We start from the raw sequence: 19940 nt of genomic DNA, 5'->3' as shown, positions 1-19940 counted from the left end.
TGCTGTAAGGATAAATAGCATATAATTTTCCATGTTCTGGTATTTCCTTTCTGATTTTTAGTTTCGCTTATAGTATAGCTTTTTTCCTTAAAACATTAAATATAAAAAGTGTGATCAGGATAGTATCATAAACTTTCAAGGAGTTGTAATTGAATTATAGAGGGCTTCACTTGAATAATGTTCTTCTGTAAATGAGCGTTTTAATAGAATGTCAATTACGTAAATAATCAGATTTTACACCCTAAATGTTATTTAACAAAAAAATCTCGAATTCGAGATTTTTCTCTTGCTTTTCAATCACTTGAGGTGTAAAGTGATAGTAACGAAAGCGATTGAGTCATATGAAAAACATACACTCAGTTGTTTTCGATTAAAAAACAAAGTAACTTATACAGTAAAAACTAAGATGAATTTACAAAAACATAATTAAGAATAAATTGAAAAGCTAAAAACCATATTAGTTGTGGGAAATATTATTTTTTTAGTTATCACTTGACTAGTAAAACGAAACGGAGGAATAACCAATGTATAAAATTAAAGGGCATCATCACATTTCAATGGTTACGAAAAATGCAAATGAAAATAATCACTTTTATAAAAATGTGCTTGGATTACGTCGTGTGAAAATGACAGTAAACCAAGATGATCCGTCAATGTACCATTTATTTTACGGAGATAAAACGGGAAGTCCGGGTACAGAGTTATCATTTTTTGAAATTCCATTAGTAGGAAGAACATATCGCGGTACAAATGCGATTACTCGAATTGGATTACTCGTTCCTTCAGAGGAAAGCTTACATTACTGGAAAGAACGATTTGAGAAATTTGATGTGAAACATAGTGAAATGACAACATATGCAAATCGTCCTGCTTTACAATTTGAGGATGCTGAAGGTCTTCGCTTAGTACTACTCGTTTCAAACGGGGAAAAAGTAGAGCACTGGGAAACTTGGGAGAAATCAGAAGTTCCTGCAAAGCATCAAATTCAAGGAATGGGTTCTGTAGAAATGACAGTTCGTAGACTTGATAAAATGGCGAGTACACTTACAGAGATGTTTGGTTATACAGCGGTTAGCCGCAGCGAAGAGGAAGCAATTTTTCAGTCCATTAAAGGAGAGGCTTTTGGAGAAATCGTTGTGAAATATTTAGATGGTCCTACTGAAAAGCCGGGCCGCGGTAGCATCCACCATTTAGCAATTCGTGTGAAAAACGATGCAGAGCTTGCCTATTGGGAAGAACAGGTGAAACAAAGAGGCTTCCATTCTTCAGGAATCATTGACCGTTTCTACTTTAAAAGCTTATATTTCCGTGAATCAAACGGAATCCTTTTTGAAATTGCGACAGATGGACCAGGATTTACAGTTGATGGAGATGTGGAACACTTAGGAGAAAAACTTGATTTACCACCGTTCCTAGAAGATCAGCGTGCAGAAATTGAAGTGAATTTAGCACCTATTGAAGAGAACTAATAGGAGAGAAAATATAAATTTAAAAACATTGGAGGAATATAAAATGAACCAATTAAAAGGAATTCACCACGTTACAGCGATTACAAGTAGTGCAGAAAAGAATTATGAGTTTTTTACTCACGTTTTAGGAATGCGTTTAGTTAAGAAAACAGTAAACCAAGATGACATTCAAACGTATCATTTATTCTTTGCAGATGATAAAGGTAGTGCAGGAACAGATATGACATTCTTTGACTTCCCAGGTGTTCCGAAAGGAGTACACGGTACAAATGAAATTTCAAAAACTTCATTCCGTGTTCCGACTGATGCAGCATTAGAGTATTGGGTGAAACGCTTTGACCGTCTTGAAGTAGAACATACAGGAATTAAAGAGCAATTTGGTAAGAAAACTCTTTCTTTCGTTGACTTTGATGACCAACACTATCAATTAATCTCAGATGAACTTGATAAAGGAATCGAATCAGGTACACCTTGGCAAAACGGGCCAGTACCATTAGAATATGCAATCACTGGTTTAGGACCTGTATTTATCCGTATTGCAAACTTTAGCTTCTTCAAAGAAGTGTTAGAAAAAGTTCTATTATTTAAAGAGGTTGCGCAAGAAGGGGAATTCTATTTATTTGAAGTGAACAAAGGCGGAAACGGTGCATCTGTTATTGTAGAACATAATACAGTTCTTCCTGAAGCACAACAAGGTTTTGGTACAGTGCACCATGCGGCATTCCGCGTAGAAGATCGCGCTGTATTAGAAGAATGGATTGAGAGAATCAGTAGCGTAGGACTTCCTTCATCTGGATATGTAAACCGTCACTTCTTCGAATCATTATATGCAAGAGTTGCACCACAAATTTTATTTGAATTCGCAACAGATGGCCCAGGATTTATGGGAGATGAGCCATACGAAACACTTGGTGAAAAATTATCTTTACCTCCATTCCTAGAGCCAAAACGTGAAGAAATTGAAAAATTAGTTCGTCCAATTGATACAGTGAGAAGTACGAAGGAATTTATTAAAGAGTAAAAATAGAGATAGTAAGTAGGAGAGCAAGTAGTTTTAGCGGAGTGCTGGAACTGCTTGCTTTTTTATTTATCCTAGTAAGTTTTCTGACAATTGTTTCTCAAGTTATTAAAAAGGAAAACTTTGGTATAATTAATTAAAACATTAAATTTTCTGATAATTATTTTTCAATACATAGAAAAGGAGTGGTAATATACAATTTTGATAATTGTATAAAAATCCTAATTTTGGAGAAAAGGGGATGCGAGTTTATGGGAGCAGATGTAGTAACGCGGGAGCAAATGAGACACTTATTGGATGATTGGTATCATTCAATGTTAAAACAAGATGTGGTTAAAGCGAAAGTACTAAATGAGGAAATAGAGTCCAAGGTTATTTATATTAAAGAAGATCAGTATGCGGCATTTTATCACGCATTATTAAAATTCCGTTATCATGTGCTAATTGATAGTTTGAGTATTACAGAGAATAGTTTTGATGAAATTAATACCTTTATAATTCCTGATGACGCACTTTTAACACATTATTATCAATTATTTAAAGGTATTCATGCAATGTATATATCAAATTACATTGAGTCACAAAATCACTTTGAAGAGGCTGGGAAATTAATTAAATATATAACATCTTCGTTGGAACATGCTGAATTCAATTATAGATTTGCATATTTGTCTTATCAAACGTATAAACCATTGATGGCGATTGATCAAATACGTTTAGCAAAAGATGAATATGAAAAACATCCTGGCTATGAAGTTTGTATTGCTTTGTGTGAGAATATTTTTGCAATGGCTTGTATTGATTTAAAGCAATATGAACAAGCCGAAGAGAAGTTGAATTTGGCATTAGATGTATTTCAAAAGATAGATAATGAAAGATTTATTACAATGGTTCGTCATAATTTAGCATGGTTATATGCAAGTCAAAACCTTTCGAGTTTAGCAATTCGACATTTAGTAGAAGTAATAAAAAGTAATCCCAAACATTTCAAAGCAATGTTTGTATTAGCACGTGAATATTACAAAATTGGAAAAATCGATACTGCCGCTGAATTAATTGAAAAAGGATTAGATATATGTAATAAGATACAAAATAAAGAATTTCAGCACCGTTTTGTAATTTTAAAGGAAATGAATCAAAAGACGTCTAGTGTATTATTAGAATCCACTATTTTAAATGGGATTTTATATTTTGAGAAAGAAGGTTTGTTGGATTGTATTCAAGAATATACTGAGATTTTAGCTATGCAATTTTATAAAGAAGAAAACCATGTAAAGGCAAGTAAATATTTTTATATAAATAATCAAGCACAGAAAAAACATTTAGAAAAAGGGGCGTTGAAATAATGAAAAAAGTAGGCGTAATAGCAAAAGGATTAATTTTTGTAGGGATTCTTTCATTGGGACTTAATTTTTCTTCTACTACACAGCAAGCAGTTAATATTGGTGACGGAGGAGCACCAGCAAGACCAGACTACGTTAACATTGGCGACACAGGAGGAGCACCAGCAGATAATAGGGGCGACGGCGGAGTAAGCCAACTATAATAACAAAGAAAGGGACTTCAACATGGAGTCCCTTTTTCTATTTTCAGGCCATGTAGAGAAAAGAATTGACTTACTTTAAATATGTAACTATAATAGTTACAGAATAACCATTAGTAATAGAAGTGAGTTATATTTTTTTAGTATAATTGTAACTGTTTTAGTTACAATTAAAAGGATAACATAAAACAACCAAATAATGTAAAAACTTTAAATAGCAACTCAAGAAAGGAGACGGGAACTTTGAAACGGTTTAAGTTTTATTTGATTAGCGGTATTGTGCTTGTTTTGCTTATCGTATGTAACTTCGTTGATAAGCCGATTGCGAAGGTTGAAGAAGTGAAAGATACTGTTATGATGAAGCTGCATACGAAAGAGAGTATGGCGCAAATTGATGGGCAGACGATTTACTTTAAGCAAATTGGTGAGGGGAAGCCGCCTTTACTTATGCTTCACGGGTTTGGTGGTTCTTCAGATGGGTTTAGTGATATTTATCCGGAACTTGTAAAGGACCATACGATTATCGCGGTTGATATTTTAGGATTTGGACGTTCTTCGAAGCCGGTTGATTTTCAGTATTCGTTTCCTGCGCAAGTGAATTTATATTATAAGTTAATGAAGAAGCTCGGATACAATCAGTTTGCGGTGCTTGGCCATTCGATGGGCGGAGAGATGTCCTTGAATTTAGCGTATTTATATCCGGATGCAGTAACGCATCTCATCTTGGCGGATGCTACAGGAATTGAGTCTTTCCAGCAAAAAGAAAGTTATGAAGTACCACCGCTATCGACGGACTTACAAACTGTAACCGAGATTACGAAGTATAATAAAAATGAAGTGAAAAATAGTCGTGATGATAAAGAGCATTATGACCAGCTTACGAAAATGAGAGAGCGCCGCATTGCGATGGAAGCTGATAAAATTAAGGTACCGACTTTAATTATATGGGGACGACATGATAAAAGTGTTTCTTGGAAAAATGGTGAACTGTATCATGGGCTATTTGCAAATAGTACGTTTCATATTATTGAAAAAGGATACCACGCACCGTTTCGTCAGGAACCAATTGAGTTTATGGAATATGTACAAGCATTTTTCGCGAAGCATCCACAATAAAAATTTTAAGCATAAATCCACTTCTTTCCTCATAAAGTGAAACTAATAAGGCTTGTCTAAGGAAAGGAATGAAGTGATTTGGAAACTTTACCATGGTGGGTGTATCTTGTAATTGTCGGGATTGTACTAAGTGGCTACATGGTTTTATATACTTCGAAAAAAGAGCAAGATATGGATAATGAGTTTATTGAAAAAGAAGGCGAAGTATATATGAAGCGTTTAGAAGAAGAACGTGAGAAACGTAATCAGGATAGTGATAAAGATTCGGTATTGCTTTAATAGAAATTTTGAAAGGCTACCACCTAGTAGGATTTTACATCTAGGTGGTAGCTTTTTTTCTTCTGGGGAGCAGTATATGTTCATCAAGCTAAGGTTATATTAGTTTAATTTTACATGTATAAGAGAGTCATCATAAACTTTTATTGATGGCATTTATATATATTTTTCTTCATAAGAATGGAACTAGCGGGGATTTTACTGGGGGGGATTAACAATGCATAGGGATGAAACTTCATTACATCCGGATACAGGTGTTACATCTGTAATGTTTGTTGAGCGTTCATTAAATGAAATTCGTTTTTGGTCTAGAATCATGAAGGAGCATTCTTTTTTTCTACGTTTAGGATTTAGATGCGAGGATACTCAACTAATCGAAGAGGCGAATCAATTTTATCGATTGTTTGAACATATTGAACAAATAGCGCATTCCTATACAAATGAAACAGATCCTGAGCAAATAAAAAGATTTAATGCAGAAGTACAACAAGCCGCAACTAATATTTGGGGATTTAAACGAAAAATTTTAGGATTAATTCTCACATGTAAATTGCCAGGACAAAATAACTTTCCACTTTTAGTTGACCATACAAGTAGGGAAGCGGATTATTTTAGAAAACGTTTAATACAATTAAATGAAGGTAAATTAGATGCTCTTCCTGATGCTATTATTAAAGAAAATGTTTTCTTTTTAAGGATTATGGCAGACCATGCTAAATTTATTGGCCATCTTCTTGATCCATCGGAAAGAAAGCTTGTAGATACAGCACGGAATTTTAGCAATGATTTTGATGAATTGATGTATCAAGCAATTGACTTAGAATCTATGAAACCACAATCCCAAACAGCTCCTCTTTTAGATCAATTTTTAGATCAAAATCGCGTGTCAGTTGCATCTCTTCGGGATTTTAAGAAAACAGCACGTGATTTAATTGAGCAATGTAAAATAAAGAGCATCATTCATCCATTATTGGCAGACCATGTTTTCCGTGAAGCTGATAGATTTCTTGAAATCATTGATATGTATGATGTTCATCTTACAAATATTCAATCACAACCTAGATATTAGAAGATAAGGAAAGATAGTATTTTACTTTCGGTTGAGAAGTTAACAATTTATTGTTAGCTTCTTTTCATTGTTGTTAAAATTTTCTTTTCGTTTAGTAAATTTCCTTTTAAAGACTACATAAATCCCTTTGATCGAATATGTGATTATTTGTAAAACAGTACATGTGGAAATATTATAAATATGTAAGAAGTATACGGATGTTAGATTCTAATAAATTATTCGAGGGAAATTTACTAATTAAGTATATTAACTTGTTTGCACTACATTTTACAAATAAAGGGGTATTAGTAATCATGAAAGCAAAGAAATTAGTAAGTTTAGCGTTACCAGTTATGTTATTGAGTGGTTGTATTACAATTGAAACTGATGGTAAGAAAGCTGAACCAAAGAAAGAAGAAACGCAAAAGGTAGAGAAAGAGAATAAGACTTCTGAAAAAGAGAGTAAGTCAACTGATAGCAAGAAAGAGGATAGCTTATCAGTAGCGAAAGGTGAAGGTACAAATAGTAGCTCATCAAGTAGTCAACCAAGTTCTTCTTCAAATAATTCAACTTCTTCAACTGGTAAGGTAACGGGTTCAGATGTTGAAAGGTACAAGGCAGATATTATAAACAGTGCTACTCAAATTGAAGATACAATGAAATTAATTGAAGGAATAGCAGATTCAGACGTAAAATCATACAAACAAAAGAAAAGTGAAGTGCAACTGAGTTTAGGTGGAGCAAAGGCAACTGCAACGAAACTGAAGAATCTACAAGCGCCTCCTGAATTACAGGGAGAACAAGTGAAGATAAAGCAATCGATGGAACTGTATGCGGATTGTTTCCAACTTCTCTTTGATGCATTAGACCAAGAAGACGAGAGTAAAATGCATCAATCATTAAGTAAAGCACAAGAAGGTTCAAAACTGTTTGAAGAAGCAGCGAAGAGTATCGGTAGCAAAACAAACTAAGAGTAAATTACTTTAAGGAGTATGAGGTATGAAAGTGAAGAAACTAATGGCTGCTGTAGTTCCAGTTACATTATTATTAAGTGGTTGTGTTACAGTAAAAGATTCGGCAAGTAAAGAAGCAAAGACAGAAGAAACAAGTAAAGCTAAGTCTTCTGGAACAAAAGAAAAATCAACTAATTCGAAAGAAGAAAGTAAAGATGTTCAAAAGGTTCGAGTTTTAGATGAAGATTATGCACAATATTTATTAGACATTGAACAGGATATGTTAAGACGATTTGATTACTATGATGCATCTGTAAAGGATTTGAGAAACGGAAGTAAATCAAAAGCTGAGGTATTAGATAGTGTTAAAGACATCTATAAAGTATTTGATAAGATAGAGAAGATTTCTGCACCGCCAAAACATAAAGAAGACCAAAAAGAGATTGAAAGAGCTGCAGGTAAACTAAGAGAAACATTCGGTGAAATAGAGAAGTTATTCAACGATAAAGGTTTTAGCTTAGAGACTGATAAGGAAATCTTAAATAAAGCAAATATAAAATTAGAGGAAGCAAAACGTATTTGGAAACCTACATTTGATAAGTTAAGGGCTGAAGTAAAAGGTGATACAACCACGGAAAAATCTACTAGTACAACAAGTAGTTCTACACAGGCAAACCCAACTACTGGCAGTCAGGCTCAAACAGATAAAAGTCAAGCAAAAACTGGGGTATTTGTAGATACAGTTGGTACAAGTGAAGAGTTAGGAATTAGTTATAGCAACATGCAGAAGAACATTAAAGATGGTACTGAGATTATTGGTAATTGGGGTATTGATTACGGCAGTGGCGTAAAAACTACGCTAGTACTAAAAGGTGATAAAACATTTGAGTCTTATGCGAATGGTTCTTATCCGAATAAAGATAACTATTTAACAGGAACATATACGGTGGATGTCCCATCATTCCAGTTATCTTTAAAAGTAACAAAAGCAGTTAAAGACGGTCAAGAAGTAAAGTTAACAAATGATAGTATCATGTATAAATTGCAAAACTATGATGGAAACACATTACAAATTTATCATATGGACGATAATGTTCGTATTCGATATGTAAAACAATAAATAATTGGTGAAAAACTCTGTAATAAATTTTACAGGGTTTTTTATTAGTTTTAATTTAATTTCTTCATTATCTTTCCAGACGCTGTCCATACTAGTATAAGTTGAGAAATGAACAAAACGATAATGATAGGCAGTTGATGTAACTCCATAGTAACTGTAACCATCTAAAGCCCAATTCATACACTATGGTGGAGGATTTTCACCTAATAACCGGATGAAAAAGGGGTGTAATCATGAAGAAACGTACTGTTAATGAAGCGGGAGGGAAAGTGCCGCAACCAATCCGCAGCGACGGAGCAGGTGCAATTGATTCTGGACCTCGTAATGTTATGCGAGATATTCAAAATCCGAATATGCTTGTTCCACCTATAACGGATGCAGGATTAGTTCCTAACTTGAAGTTTTCATTCTCGGACACTTCTATGATTTTGAAACACGGCGGGTGGTCTCGGGAGATTACTGCTCGGGAACTACCAGTTTCGACGACGATTGCTGGGGTAAATATGAGCTTAACGGCCGGTGGAATACGAGAACTTCATTGGCATAAAGAAGCGGAATGGGCGTATATGCTTTTAGGACGGGCACGCATAACGGCTGTTGATCAAAATGGACGGAATTTTATTGCTGATGTTGGACCAGGTGATCTTTGGTATTTTCCGCCTGGTATTCCGCATTCCATTCAAGGATTGGAACATTGTGAATTTCTACTTGTTTTCGATGATGGACATTTTTCTGATTTATCTACTTTAGCTATTTCTGATTGGTTTGCGCATACGCCAAAAGAAGTGTTGTCGGCTAATTTTGGAGTACCTGAGAGTGCTTTTCATTCTATCCCTTCAGGTCAAGTTTATATTTATCAAGGAGAGGTGCCAGGTTCGCTTGAAAGTCAGGAAGTTCAATCACCGAAAGGGGAAGTTCCTTTAACATTTAAACATGAACTGTTAAAACAAAAGCCAATTAAGACTCCTGGTGGTAGCGTTCGAATTGTAGATTCTACAAATTTCCCTATTTCAAAAACGATCGCAGCAGCGCTCGTTGAGGTTGAGCCTGGCGGAATGAGAGAACTTCATTGGCACCCGAATAATGATGAATGGCAATATTATTTGACAGGGGAAGCGAGAATGACTGTGTTTCTTGGAAATGGTACCGCTCGTACATTTGATTATAGAGCTGGCGATGTCGGATATGTACCGTTTGCGACGGGGCATTATATTCAAAATACAGGTACCGAAACATTATGGTTTTTAGAGATGTTCAGAAGTAATCGTTTTGAAGATGTATCGTTAAATCAATGGATGGCACTGACTCCTAAAGAAATAGTGGAGAGTAATATACATGTTGGCCCGCAAGTAATGGATTCCCTGCGTAAGGAGAAGTGGCCTGTTGTGAAATATCCGGGGTTTTCATATAGTCCGAAAAGTGATGAGTAAAAATGAAAATTTGCGTTATTCTTTCTGGAGACTGATAAGAAGGGATGGCGCATTTTTTATGCCTAATCTAGTCTTTATCCCGCTATTTGCCGGGTAGTAAGACCCCCACCTCAAAATTCAGCTGAAGTAAAGAAGTTAGGTGGGGGGGCGGGCTGTCCGTAAAAGTCCGATTGGTGAGGGCTGATTAAAGTTTCACTTTATTAGTATCCATTCTTTGTATTATTGTTCGGGAAATTATTATTGGAGAATAGTATAGGGAAGATACATATAAAATAGCGCCATTATAAGTTGTAACGCATAAGTTGCGCAGGAAATGCAACGATAACTCGCTTTACTCTTCATCATTTATTTGAACATAATGGGCATAGAGAGGTGATAAACACAGTATGATTTTTAGTGAGCGTTTAAAAGAAGAAAGGGAAAAAAGAAATTGGTCGCAAAATGATTTGGCTGAAAAACTTCATGTGAGCAGGCAATCTGTTTCGAAATGGGAGACGGAAAAGAACTATCCGAGCATTGAAATTATTATTCATTTAAGTGACCTGTTCGGTATTACAATTGATGAACTGCTAAGGAGTGATGAAGAATTGACGCAGAAAGTAATTGAAGATAGTAAGCAATTGGCATATCCAAAATGGAAGGTGTTTTTTGATAGTCTATTTATAATAGGAGTATTTTTGTTTATTGCAAAAATCGTTGTATGGATGCTAAACAAATTTGCTGGAGCAAGTATTACAATTGTAGCAGATGCGCCATATGTAATGAATCTTTTGCCCCTTGTATTCATGATTATAGGTGGTATAGGTTCTGATAAGTTGAAGAAAATATATAAATAGAGGAAAGATTTGAAAGAAATCCCCTACACTAGCTGTTCTTTTCACTTAAATTGTGTACTATAAAGGATAGGATGTCATAAAGAAGGGGATATAGAGAATGGAATTTCATGAACAGAAAATTTTGCCGGCAGTGAGGCAAATTAAAGATTTGGAAAAGCTATTACATAGTTCGTATGAATATATCGTTATTTTAGATATTCATGTCGGCCAATTGAAGAGTGTTATATCACTTGCGAAGCAATATTGTAAAAAGGTGTTTTTACATGTGGATTTAATTCATGGCTTGCAGAGTGATGGGCATGCGACGGAATATTTATGTCAGGAGTTTAGACCGTACGGGTTACTTTCGACAAAGGCGAGCGTTATTATGAAGGCGAAGCAAAAAGGTGTTGTGGCAATACAACGCATCTTTTTAATCGATTCGAGTGCGATGGAGAAGAGCTGCAATCTTTTAGATAAGACGAAACCGGATTATATTGAGGTGCTTCCAGGAGCAATGACGGATATTATCGCTGAAGTGAAAGAGCGTACTGGTGTACCGATTTTAGCAGGTGGTTTTATTCGTACTGTAGAAGATGTGGAAAGAGCTTTAAACGCTGGTGCGACAGCGATTACGACGTCAAAACGCGAACTATGGAAACATTACCAAAAAAAGTGACGAAAATGTGAAAAAATTCTGTTGACACCGCTTTCATAAGAGGTTAACATTATAGACAAGTTAATAAACGTGACGGAGAAAAGAAGAGATCCACATTTCATTGTTTCTATATAAATTTATATAGAAGCGTGCAAAGCTGTGGGTCTTTTTCTTTTGACAAAAACGAATGGCCATTCATTTTACCTCTATCACATTTGGAAGCGTTTAAATTGATTGTGGAGGGATACTATGTCAGCATTTTTAGGAGAGTTAATAGGGACTGCGTTGTTAATCGTACTTGGTGGCGGCGTTTGTGCTGGTGTAAGTTTAAAGAAATCGTTTGCGAAAGATTCAGGTTGGATTGTTATTACAATGGGCTGGGGCTTAGCAGTAGCGGTTGCAGCGTATGCGGTTGGATCAATTAGTGGGGCACATTTGAATCCAGCTTTAACGATAGGACTAGCATTTAAGGGAGCGTTCCCATGGAGTGACGTACCAGGTTATATCGTAGCACAAATGATTGGGGCAATTATCGGGGCAGTTATCGTATATTTACATTACTTACCACACTGGAAAGAAACAGAAGATCCAGGAACAAAGTTAGGTGTATTTGCAACAGGTCCAGCAATTCCGAACACATTTGCAAACCTTTTAAGTGAAATGATTGGAACATTCGTTTTAGTATTTGGTATATTAGCAATTGGTGCAAATAAATTTGCAGATGGATTAAATCCATTTATCGTAGGTTTCTTAATTGTAAGTATTGGTTTATCATTAGGTGGGACAACAGGATACGCAATTAACCCAGCACGTGATTTAGGTCCGCGTATCGCACACTTCTTCCTTCCGATTGCAGGAAAAGGCGGTTCAAACTGGAAGTATGCATGGATTCCAGTAGTAGGTCCAATTTTAGGTGGATCACTTGCAGGTTTATTCCATCAAGTTGTATTTGAAGGAAAGCAAAATTCAGCACTTATTTATGTGATTATCGCAACTGTGATTGTACTAGCAATCTCTTATATGACAAGTAAAAAAAGCGGAAGCAATACAAATAGTAGAAAAGTAGCATAAGGGGGAAACCGATATGAAAAAATATATTCTTTCATTAGACCAAGGAACAACAAGCTCACGCGCAATTCTTTTCAATAAAAAAGGTGAAATTGTTCATTCAGCTCAAAAAGAGTTTACACAACATTTTCCAAAGCCGGGCTGGGTAGAGCATAATGCACAAGAAATTTGGGGATCTATTTTAGCAGTTATCGCAACTTGCTTAAGCGAAGCAGATGTAAAACCAGAACAAATCGCAGGTATCGGTATTACGAACCAACGTGAAACAACGGTTGTCTGGGATAAAACAACTAGTAAACCAATTTACAACGCAATTGTATGGCAATCTCGCCAAACAGCTGAAATTTGTGATGAGTTAAAAGAAAAAGGTTATAGCGAAATGGTTCGCGAAAAAACAGGTCTTTTAATTGATGCATACTTCTCTGGTACGAAAGTAAAATGGATTTTAGATAACGTTGAAGGTGCAAGAGAGAAAGCAGAAAACGGTGATCTATTATTCGGAACAATTGATTCGTGGCTTGTATGGAAACTATCTGGTGGTAAAGCACACGTAACAGATTATTCAAACGCATCACGTACGTTAATGTTTAATATTCACGACTTACAGTGGGATGATGAGCTTCTAGAAATGTTAACAGTACCAAAGAGCATGCTTCCAGAAGTACGTCCATCATCTGAAATTTACGGAGAAACAATTGATTACCACTTCTTCGGCCAAAATGTACCGATTGCAGGTGTAGCTGGTGACCAACAAGCAGCATTATTTGGACAAGCTTGTTTCGGTGAAGGTATGGCGAAAAATACTTACGGAACTGGTTGCTTCATGTTAATGAACACAGGTGAAAAAGCAGTAGCTTCTGAGCACGGTCTATTAACAACAATTGCATGGGGAATAGATGGTAAAGTAAACTACGCATTAGAAGGAAGTATTTTCGTAGCAGGTTCTGCAATTCAGTGGTTACGTGACGGAATGCGCATGTTTAAAGATGCAAGTGAGAGTGAAGTGTATGCGAGTCGCGTTGAATCAACTGATGGTGTATACGTTGTACCAGCATTCGTTGGACTAGGAACACCTTATTGGGATAGTGAAGTACGCGGCGCTATGTTTGGTGTAACACGCGGTACGACGAAAGAGCACTTCATTCGTGCAACGCTAGAATCTTTAGCTTACCAAACGAAAGATGTATTATGCGCAATGGAAGCAGATTCAGGTATTGAACTGAAAACATTACGCGTTGATGGCGGAGCAGTTAAAAATAACTTCTTAATGAAGTTCCAAAGTGATATTTTAGATGTTCCTGTAGAGCGTCCAGTGATTAACGAAACAACGGCTCTAGGTGCAGCATACTTAGCTGGTCTTGCGGTTGGATATTGGAAAAACCAAGATGAAATTAAATCACAGTGGCATATGGACAAACGCTTTGAACCAACGATGGAAGCGGAAACAAGCGAAGAGCTATATGCTGGATGGAAAAAAGCAATTGAAGCAACAAAAGCTTTCAAATAATCATAAACAGTGTTATAATGGTGACAAGTTAATAATTCGGTAGGAGATTTGGAGAGACCACAACGCGCTATAGAGGCGAAATCTATAGCGGAGTTTGTGGTCTCTTTTTTCGTTATCAAAGGGAGGAATTACCATGAAATTTTCAAGTAAACAACGTAAAGACGTATTAAACGGAGTAAATAAACAAGAGTTAGATGTGATCGTAATTGGTGGAGGTATTACTGGTTCTGGTATTGCATTAGATGGAGCAACACGCGGGTTATCAACAATTGTGTTTGAAATGCAGGACTTTGCAGCAGGTACATCAAGTCGTTCAACGAAGCTTGTACACGGTGGTCTACGTTATTTAAAACAACTTGAAGTGAAAATGGTAGCAGAGGTGGGTAAAGAGCGTGCGATCGTATATGAGAACGGTCCCCATGTAACAACACCAGAGTGGATGTTACTTCCGTTCCATACAGGCGGTACGTTCGGATCATTTAGTACATCAATTGGTCTTCGTGTATACGACTTCTTAGCGGGTGTAAAACGAAGCGAGCGCAGAAAGATGTTTAACCGTGAAGAAACATTAAATAAAGAGCCTCTTGTAAAAAAAGAAGGATTAAAAGGCGGCGGTTACTACGTAGAATATCGTACAGACGATGCGCGTCTTACAATTGAAGTAATGAAAGAAGCGATTGAGCATGGTGCGAAAGCTGTTAACTACGCAAAAGTAGACAGTTTCTTATATAAAGATGGAAAAGTATGCGGTGTACGTGTAATCGATTTACTAGACGGTGAAGTATATGAAGTTTACGGTAAGAAAATTGTAAACGCAGCTGGTCCTTGGGTAGATACACTTCGTGAAAAAGATAACTCGAAAAAAGGAAAAGTACTTCAGTTATCAAAAGGTGTTCACTTAGTAATTGATCAAAAACGTTTCCCACTCGGGCAAGCAATTTACTTCGATACACCAGATAAACGTATGGTGTTCGCGATTCCTCGCGGCGGAAAAACATACGTAGGTACAACAGATACGTTCTATGATAAAGACGCAGCTGTACCACAAATGACAACAGAAGATCGCACATACATCATTAATGCGATTAACTACATGTTCCCAAGCGTGAAAATTACAGAGAAAGACATTGAATCAAGCTGGGCTGGTGTACGTCCGTTAATTTATGAAGAAGGTAAGAATGCATCTGAAATTTCTCGTAAAGATGAAATTTGGACTTCTGAATCTGGTTTAATTACAATCGCAGGTGGTAAATTAACAGGATACCGCAAAATGGCTGAAATGGTAGTAGATTACGTAACGAACTTACTACAAAAAGAAGGTCATAGTGCATATCCGAAGAGTGATACGAAACATATGCCGATCTCTGGTGGACATGTAGATGGTTCACACGGATTCCCGGCATTCGTTGCGAAAAAAGCAGACGAAGGTACGAAATCTGGTTTAACGAAAGCACAAGCAGAAGAATTCGCAAAATTCTATGGTTCTAACGTTGATGTACTATTTGGCTTAGCGAAAAAACATAAAGACGAAGCGAAAGAATACAACATGCCGCTTGACGTTCTAATCCCACTTGTATACGCAATGGATTACGAAATGACAGCAAAACCAGTTGACTTCTTCGTACGCCGCAGAGGCGCTGTATTCTTCAACATCCACTGGGTATATGAGTGGAAAGAAGCAGTAATCAACTACATGGCTGCGAAACTAGGCTGGAGCAAAGAAGAACAAATGAAATATACAGCTGAACTAGAAAAAGCATTAACAGACGCTGTAATTCCTGTAGATCAACAAGAACAGGCAGCTGCGTTAGCGTAAAATAGATAGATATGTTTTTGGAAGAAAGAATTGTGTAGGTATAAAAATGCACAATTCTTTTTTTATTATAGGGGATAAATTATGAGTATTTGGCGTTAAAAAGACTCTTATCATTAATGGAGAGAGTCTTTTATTTTGCGTGCCCAGCTAAGCTGGACACTGCTTCCTGGTGAAAGTCCAGCCTAGGTAAGAGCCAAGTCGTCTAGTAGCTAACAGGCAACTGGTGGAGAAATCCTAAGGTTGAAGCTCTGTGACAAAGTGACTTCTATTTAGAAGTGCGAGCGAATCAACAAACCGTAACATAAAGTGAACCTTGCCGCCTCGTTAAAAGAAACCTAGCAATAGGACAAAGGGAAGTTGAGCCTGGTGAATATAGGAGAAAACCATGGAAGACGTGAAGAACTTGGAAATACAGCATCGAAGAATCCTTCGGGGTACGGAGGATGGTATGTTGAGAAAGTAGTGTCTGGAACTAGGGAGACCCTCCTTTGCCCTTTCTTTCAGAAAGGAGAGAGAAAGCCTATAAGCATATGCGAAATGGTGGACTGTAAAGAGGGAGTCGGAGGAGATCATAGTACTGAATATCATAACCACAACACAACGTTATGTAGGGAAGGACCTCTACTTTGTTCATAAGTTGGAAGGAGGTACGAGTGAGTGAATACTGGAAAACTTGCTAACTACACTGATGTAAAAGCTCAAGAACTTTGGAAGACTTTATATCTTTGTGCCAAAGAAAATTCAAGCCGAAGATTTCATGCGTTGTATGATAAGATTTATCGTCCTGGTATACTAGCTGAAGCATGGTGAAGAGTAAAACGGAATAGAGGAAGTGGAGGAGTGGATGGACAAAGAATTGAGGAAATTGTGCACCAATATGGAGAACGTAACTCTCTAAATGAGTTGTAAAAGGAGCTCAAAAATAAGTCATATCATCTACAAGCTGTGAGAAGAACCTATATTCCAAAGGGGGATGGAAAACAAAGACCACTTGGAATTCCTACGATCAAAGATAGAGTTGTACAAATGGCAACAAAATTAGTCATTGAACCAATCTTTGAAGCTGATTTTCAAGACTGTTCGTATGGATTTCGCCCGAAACGAAACGCGCATCAAGCGATATGGAAGATACGGAAAGCGAGTAAAACATCTCATTGGATAGTAGGCGTAGACATCAAGGATACTTTGATAACATTAATCATGATAAATTAATAAGGCTTGTAGAAAGAAGCATCAGTGACCGAAGAGTGTTAAAACTCATTAGAAAATGGCTGGAAGCGGGAATCATGGAATATGCGCAATTTCATGAAACGACAGTAGGTACACCACAAGGTGGCGTGATATTTCCGTTACTTTCTAATATATATTTAAACTATATGGACACCATTTGGGAAAAGAAGTGTAAACACTCGGGGGAACTAATTCGATATGCCGATGACTTTGTCATCGTATGTCAAACAAAACAACAAGCACTAGAAAGTATTCGGATACTACAATCCATTATGAATAAGTTAGAACTTACAATCTATACAGAAAAGTCAAAGCTAGTGAATACGTGGGATGGCAACGAGGGATTTGATTTTCTAGGATTTCACCATCGAAAATACCCTAAACCTGTGAAAGGCGGGAAGAAAGTGTATGTGATGGCATATATTCCGAGCCAGAAAGCCATGAAGAAAATGCGAGAACGCATTAAAAGATACACAGAGCCGAGGAACAAACTGTATTTACAATTAGAAGAGATGGTAAAAGGTTTAAATAGAATTCTACAAGGGTTCAAGAACTATTATAGTGTTATCTTCAATTGGACAGAGGTGGCTATGTAAAATAGACTGGTATGTCCTAGAACGGTTGAACCTTTTCTGGAATAAGAAAAGAAATGTTAGAAAGAAACATGGCCGTATCAAGGAATTGATAAAGAAAACAACATACATACTCGTGAAAGTAGGAAGCTAGAATAAACGGAAAGCTAAAGAAGGAAGAATATCGGAAAGCCGTATGAGGAAAAACTTCACGTACGGTTTGATGAGGCGAAGCCATCCCTAAAGAAATTTAATCTGTTTCAGTTTTCTACTCTACGAGAATATATTGGGGGATGTTTCGAGTGTGACTATCTCTCGCTAATGAACCAAGAGATGGGTTTTCTGGTGATAATTTTATTGTTTTACATTTATTTCAATTAAATTCATTTGATGAATAGGTTACTAAGTGAAATGTTTATCTAAACTCAGTATCAGTATAACAAGAAAAAATAGTAAAAAACAGTATTGTTTTGGTTATATATGTATATTAGGATTTATTTAAGGTTAGGAGGGGATAGTGATTAAGAAGAAAATTTTGTATTCTTTGATTTTTTTAGTTTGTGTTTTTGCAATTTGCGCTGTCTATTTCTTTTTCTTTCAACGTACGGGTTTGGTTAAAATAAATCAATCAGACAACCTTGCTTTACTAGAAAAAAGCAAAAAGGAGCAAGTAAGATCATGGGCACTTTCGAATTTGAATTCTGAATATTATGAATTTAAATCTAAAAGTAAGATTAAGGTTGCGATATTAGACAGTGGAATAGAAAAACAACATGATGATTTAAAAAATCTTGTAATTAAAGAATACAATGTAATTGAGCCGCAACATCCAGTAATTGATGTTTTAGGCCATGGAACGACTGTGGCGGGTATTATCGCAGCACATAATAACAAAATTGGAATCACTGGCGTTGCAGCATCGCTAGTGGAACTCTATGATGTTAAAGTTCTTAATGATGATGGAAAAGGAAAGATTGATAATTTAGTTCAAGGTATTAATTGGTCCGTTGAAAACAATGTTGATGTGTTAAACATTAGCTTTGGTATGTCTTCTAACCATCCTGAACTTGAGTGGGTGATTGAGAAGGCGATTCAAAAAGGGATAGTTGTTATTGCAGCTGCAGGTAATAATTATGGCGGAAAAGTTGAATATCCAGCTAATTATAAAGATGTTATTTCAGTAACAGCAGTAAATCACGCTTATAAAGTTGCAAGTTTTGCTGCAAGGAATGGGAAAATTGATTTTGCAGCCCCAGGTGTGAACGTCATAACCACTACAACTTCTAATGGTTATTCGATTGAAAATGGAACATCTCTAGCAACGGCTCACGTAACAGGAATTGTATCTTTAATTCTTGCGAATAAGGAAACATTTAAACTGTCATCTAGCAAAGTAAAGTTCCCTAAAGAAGTGTATAAAATTTTAGAAAAAAATACTGTGGACATTGGTGGCAGTAATCAAATTGGCAATGGATTTATAAAATTATAGTAGGGGTGGAGAATTATGATTAAAAAGATAGTATCATTAATGTTAATCTTTGTTTTAAGCATTGGAATCATTCCAAATGGTAAAGTTTTAGCTGAAGATTGGGTTCAAGACGAGAATATTGAAGTACTTGAGAATAATAGTGAGAAAGTAGAAATACAAACAGAAGTTGAAACGGTAGAAGGTGATGCAACAGTTTCAGCGGCTTGGGATAAAACAGATAACACATTTACAGTGAAATCAATGGAAAAAGATGCAAACGGAAATGAAGTTGAAAAAGAATATAGAGTTGACGTTGAAGAGGCTACTGAGGAAGTGTTTAAAGCGACATTTACCGATATAAAAACAAACGAATCTTTTGAAGTAGATTCTATGGAAGCACATGCTTCTATAGTGTTCTTATTACCGCTTGCAGGCGTAATTGGTCAAGGGCTTGTTTCGCATTTAATCGCGATTGGTGCTGCTGTAATTATTGCAGGTGCTACATATACGGTAGTGGGGAAAGTTGCTGCAGAATTACGAAAGAAAAAATATGATCACTATGCTGCTGTTTTAACAAAAGGTGATTTATATATTGGCGGACCAATCTCTAAAGCAACTGCAGTTTCAAGAATGAAATCAAGTGATAAAAAGAATAACAATGTTTGGTCAAAATCTTATGCTTTAGCCGCAACTGTTGCAAAAGACGCTGGAAACGGGAGAACACCAATTGGCCCTGAGCGTGACAAAGGAAAAACGTCAGCTGAAGGTTATTATTTCCACTTCCATATCCATAATAGAACAGGTGGTCATTCATTCTATTAAAAAGGAGTAGT

General features: G+C 36.3%; 19 protein-coding genes and 1 pseudogene. All 20 read left to right on the top strand.

Annotated features, from left to right (window positions below):
* Nucleotides 1-524 precede the first annotated feature (524 nt).
* The 20 genes and pseudogenes from DN403_RS24205 to DN403_RS24115 all read left to right on the top strand — a co-directional run bounded on the left by DN403_RS24205 (nt 525) and on the right by DN403_RS24115 (nt 19929).
* A complete protein-coding gene (locus DN403_RS24205) occupies nt 525-1469 on the top strand; it encodes a ring-cleaving dioxygenase (protein ID WP_149185821.1) in 945 nt (314 codons plus the stop codon).
* Nucleotides 1470-1512: 43 nt separating this feature from the next.
* Nucleotides 1513-2490, top strand: coding sequence for a ring-cleaving dioxygenase (locus DN403_RS24200; protein ID WP_001072577.1), 978 nt, complete (start codon nt 1513-1515; stop codon nt 2488-2490).
* Between the two features lie 248 nt (nt 2491-2738).
* On the top strand, nt 2739-3833 hold the full coding sequence (locus DN403_RS24195; RefSeq protein ID WP_149185820.1) for a response regulator aspartate phosphatase: 1095 nt from the start codon (nt 2739-2741) through the stop codon (nt 3831-3833).
* Nucleotides 3833-4033 (top strand): Phr family secreted Rap phosphatase inhibitor, encoded by a 201-nt coding sequence (locus DN403_RS24190; protein ID WP_000755466.1) that lies wholly within the window; start codon nt 3833-3835, stop codon nt 4031-4033. The genes DN403_RS24195 and DN403_RS24190 overlap by 1 nt, the downstream gene beginning before the upstream one ends.
* Nucleotides 4034-4273: 240 nt before the next feature.
* Nucleotides 4274-5146 (top strand): alpha/beta fold hydrolase, encoded by an 873-nt coding sequence (locus tag DN403_RS24185; RefSeq protein WP_149185819.1) that lies wholly within the window; start codon nt 4274-4276, stop codon nt 5144-5146.
* A 78-nt stretch (nt 5147-5224) separates the two neighbouring features.
* Nucleotides 5225-5425 (top strand): sporulation YhaL family protein, encoded by a 201-nt coding sequence (locus tag DN403_RS24180; protein ID WP_000449223.1) that lies wholly within the window; start codon nt 5225-5227, stop codon nt 5423-5425.
* 214 nt (nt 5426-5639) lie between these two features.
* On the top strand, nt 5640-6491 hold the full coding sequence (locus DN403_RS24175; RefSeq protein ID WP_000554479.1) for a DUF2935 domain-containing protein: 852 nt from the start codon (nt 5640-5642) through the stop codon (nt 6489-6491).
* A 293-nt stretch (nt 6492-6784) separates the two neighbouring features.
* Nucleotides 6785-7441 carry a DUF7018 domain-containing (lipo)protein gene (locus DN403_RS24170; protein ID WP_033668979.1) on the top strand — a complete coding sequence of 219 codons (657 nt, stop codon included), beginning with the start codon at nt 6785-6787 and terminating at the stop codon, nt 7439-7441.
* A 28-nt stretch (nt 7442-7469) separates the two neighbouring features.
* Nucleotides 7470-8543, top strand: a complete 1074-nt coding sequence (locus DN403_RS24165; protein WP_000865195.1) for a DUF3994 domain-containing protein — start codon at nt 7470-7472, stop codon at nt 8541-8543.
* 233 nt (nt 8544-8776) lie between these two features.
* Entirely contained in the window at nt 8777-9973 is a 1197-nt protein-coding gene (locus tag DN403_RS24160) for an oxalate decarboxylase family bicupin (RefSeq protein ID WP_017762881.1), read from the top strand.
* Between the two features lie 386 nt (nt 9974-10359).
* The gene (locus DN403_RS24155) at nt 10360-10809 is read left to right on the top strand and encodes a helix-turn-helix domain-containing protein (protein ID WP_000577649.1); all 450 of its coding nucleotides are present in this window, start codon (nt 10360-10362) and stop codon (nt 10807-10809) included.
* Nucleotides 10810-10906: 97 nt separating this feature from the next.
* On the top strand, nt 10907-11467 hold the full coding sequence (glpP, locus tag DN403_RS24150; RefSeq protein WP_000394286.1) for a glycerol uptake operon antiterminator GlpP: 561 nt from the start codon (nt 10907-10909) through the stop codon (nt 11465-11467).
* A 228-nt stretch (nt 11468-11695) separates the two neighbouring features.
* Complete coding sequence (gene glpF, locus DN403_RS24145; protein ID WP_001272200.1) at nt 11696-12517, top strand: glycerol uptake facilitator protein GlpF; 822 nt, start codon at nt 11696-11698, stop codon at nt 12515-12517.
* Nucleotides 12518-12530: 13 nt separating this feature from the next.
* The gene (gene glpK / locus DN403_RS24140) at nt 12531-14021 is read left to right on the top strand and encodes a glycerol kinase GlpK (RefSeq protein WP_000760013.1); all 1491 of its coding nucleotides are present in this window, start codon (nt 12531-12533) and stop codon (nt 14019-14021) included.
* A gap of 133 nt (nt 14022-14154) precedes the next feature.
* The gene (glpD, locus tag DN403_RS24135) at nt 14155-15837 is read left to right on the top strand and encodes an aerobic glycerol-3-phosphate dehydrogenase (protein ID WP_000672828.1); all 1683 of its coding nucleotides are present in this window, start codon (nt 14155-14157) and stop codon (nt 15835-15837) included.
* Nucleotides 15838-16494: 657 nt separating this feature from the next.
* On the top strand, nt 16495-16647 hold the full coding sequence (locus tag DN403_RS31910) for a hypothetical protein (protein WP_016077994.1): 153 nt from the start codon (nt 16495-16497) through the stop codon (nt 16645-16647).
* Nucleotides 16648-16782: 135 nt separating this feature from the next.
* A pseudogene (locus DN403_RS31905) lies at nt 16783-17372 on the top strand (reverse transcriptase domain-containing protein); the annotation flags it as partial.
* 108 nt (nt 17373-17480) lie between these two features.
* Nucleotides 17481-17663 (top strand): group II intron maturase-specific domain-containing protein, encoded by a 183-nt coding sequence (locus DN403_RS31900; protein ID WP_306692623.1) that lies wholly within the window; start codon nt 17481-17483, stop codon nt 17661-17663.
* A 493-nt stretch (nt 17664-18156) separates the two neighbouring features.
* The gene (locus DN403_RS24120; protein WP_016077992.1) at nt 18157-19128 is read left to right on the top strand and encodes a S8 family peptidase; all 972 of its coding nucleotides are present in this window, start codon (nt 18157-18159) and stop codon (nt 19126-19128) included.
* A 15-nt stretch (nt 19129-19143) separates the two neighbouring features.
* Entirely contained in the window at nt 19144-19929 is a 786-nt protein-coding gene (locus DN403_RS24115) for an SAR2788 family putative toxin (protein ID WP_016077991.1), read from the top strand.
* Nucleotides 19930-19940 lie beyond the last annotated feature (11 nt).

It is taken from the genome of Bacillus sp. AY2-1 (assembly GCF_008368965.1).
GTDB classification, from domain to species: domain Bacteria; phylum Bacillota; class Bacilli; order Bacillales; family Bacillaceae_G; genus Bacillus_A; species Bacillus_A thuringiensis_S.
The sequence above is the reverse complement of the archived record's forward strand: the minus strand, read 5'-3'. Positions and strand labels throughout refer to the sequence as shown.

Coding starts and splice junctions, on each gene's coding strand:
- DN403_RS24205 (WP_149185821.1), top strand. CDS start 525: ATGTATAAAATTAAAGGGCATCATCACATTTCAATGGTTACGAAAAAT.
- DN403_RS24200 (WP_001072577.1), top strand. CDS start 1,513: ATGAACCAATTAAAAGGAATTCACCACGTTACAGCGATTACAAGTAGT.
- DN403_RS24195 (WP_149185820.1), top strand. CDS start 2,739: ATGGGAGCAGATGTAGTAACGCGGGAGCAAATGAGACACTTATTGGAT.
- DN403_RS24190 (WP_000755466.1), top strand. CDS start 3,833: ATGAAAAAAGTAGGCGTAATAGCAAAAGGATTAATTTTTGTAGGGATT.
- DN403_RS24175 (WP_000554479.1), top strand. CDS start 5,640: ATGCATAGGGATGAAACTTCATTACATCCGGATACAGGTGTTACATCT.
- DN403_RS24170 (WP_033668979.1), top strand. CDS start 6,785: ATGAAAGCAAAGAAATTAGTAAGTTTAGCGTTACCAGTTATGTTATTG.
- DN403_RS24165 (WP_000865195.1), top strand. CDS start 7,470: ATGAAAGTGAAGAAACTAATGGCTGCTGTAGTTCCAGTTACATTATTA.
- DN403_RS24160 (WP_017762881.1), top strand. CDS start 8,777: ATGAAGAAACGTACTGTTAATGAAGCGGGAGGGAAAGTGCCGCAACCA.
- DN403_RS24155 (WP_000577649.1), top strand. CDS start 10,360: ATGATTTTTAGTGAGCGTTTAAAAGAAGAAAGGGAAAAAAGAAATTGG.
- glpP (WP_000394286.1), top strand. CDS start 10,907: ATGGAATTTCATGAACAGAAAATTTTGCCGGCAGTGAGGCAAATTAAA.
- glpF (WP_001272200.1), top strand. CDS start 11,696: ATGTCAGCATTTTTAGGAGAGTTAATAGGGACTGCGTTGTTAATCGTA.
- glpK (WP_000760013.1), top strand. CDS start 12,531: ATGAAAAAATATATTCTTTCATTAGACCAAGGAACAACAAGCTCACGC.
- glpD (WP_000672828.1), top strand. CDS start 14,155: ATGAAATTTTCAAGTAAACAACGTAAAGACGTATTAAACGGAGTAAAT.
- DN403_RS31900 (WP_306692623.1), top strand. CDS start 17,481: ATGGCATATATTCCGAGCCAGAAAGCCATGAAGAAAATGCGAGAACGC.
- DN403_RS24115 (WP_016077991.1), top strand. CDS start 19,144: ATGATTAAAAAGATAGTATCATTAATGTTAATCTTTGTTTTAAGCATT.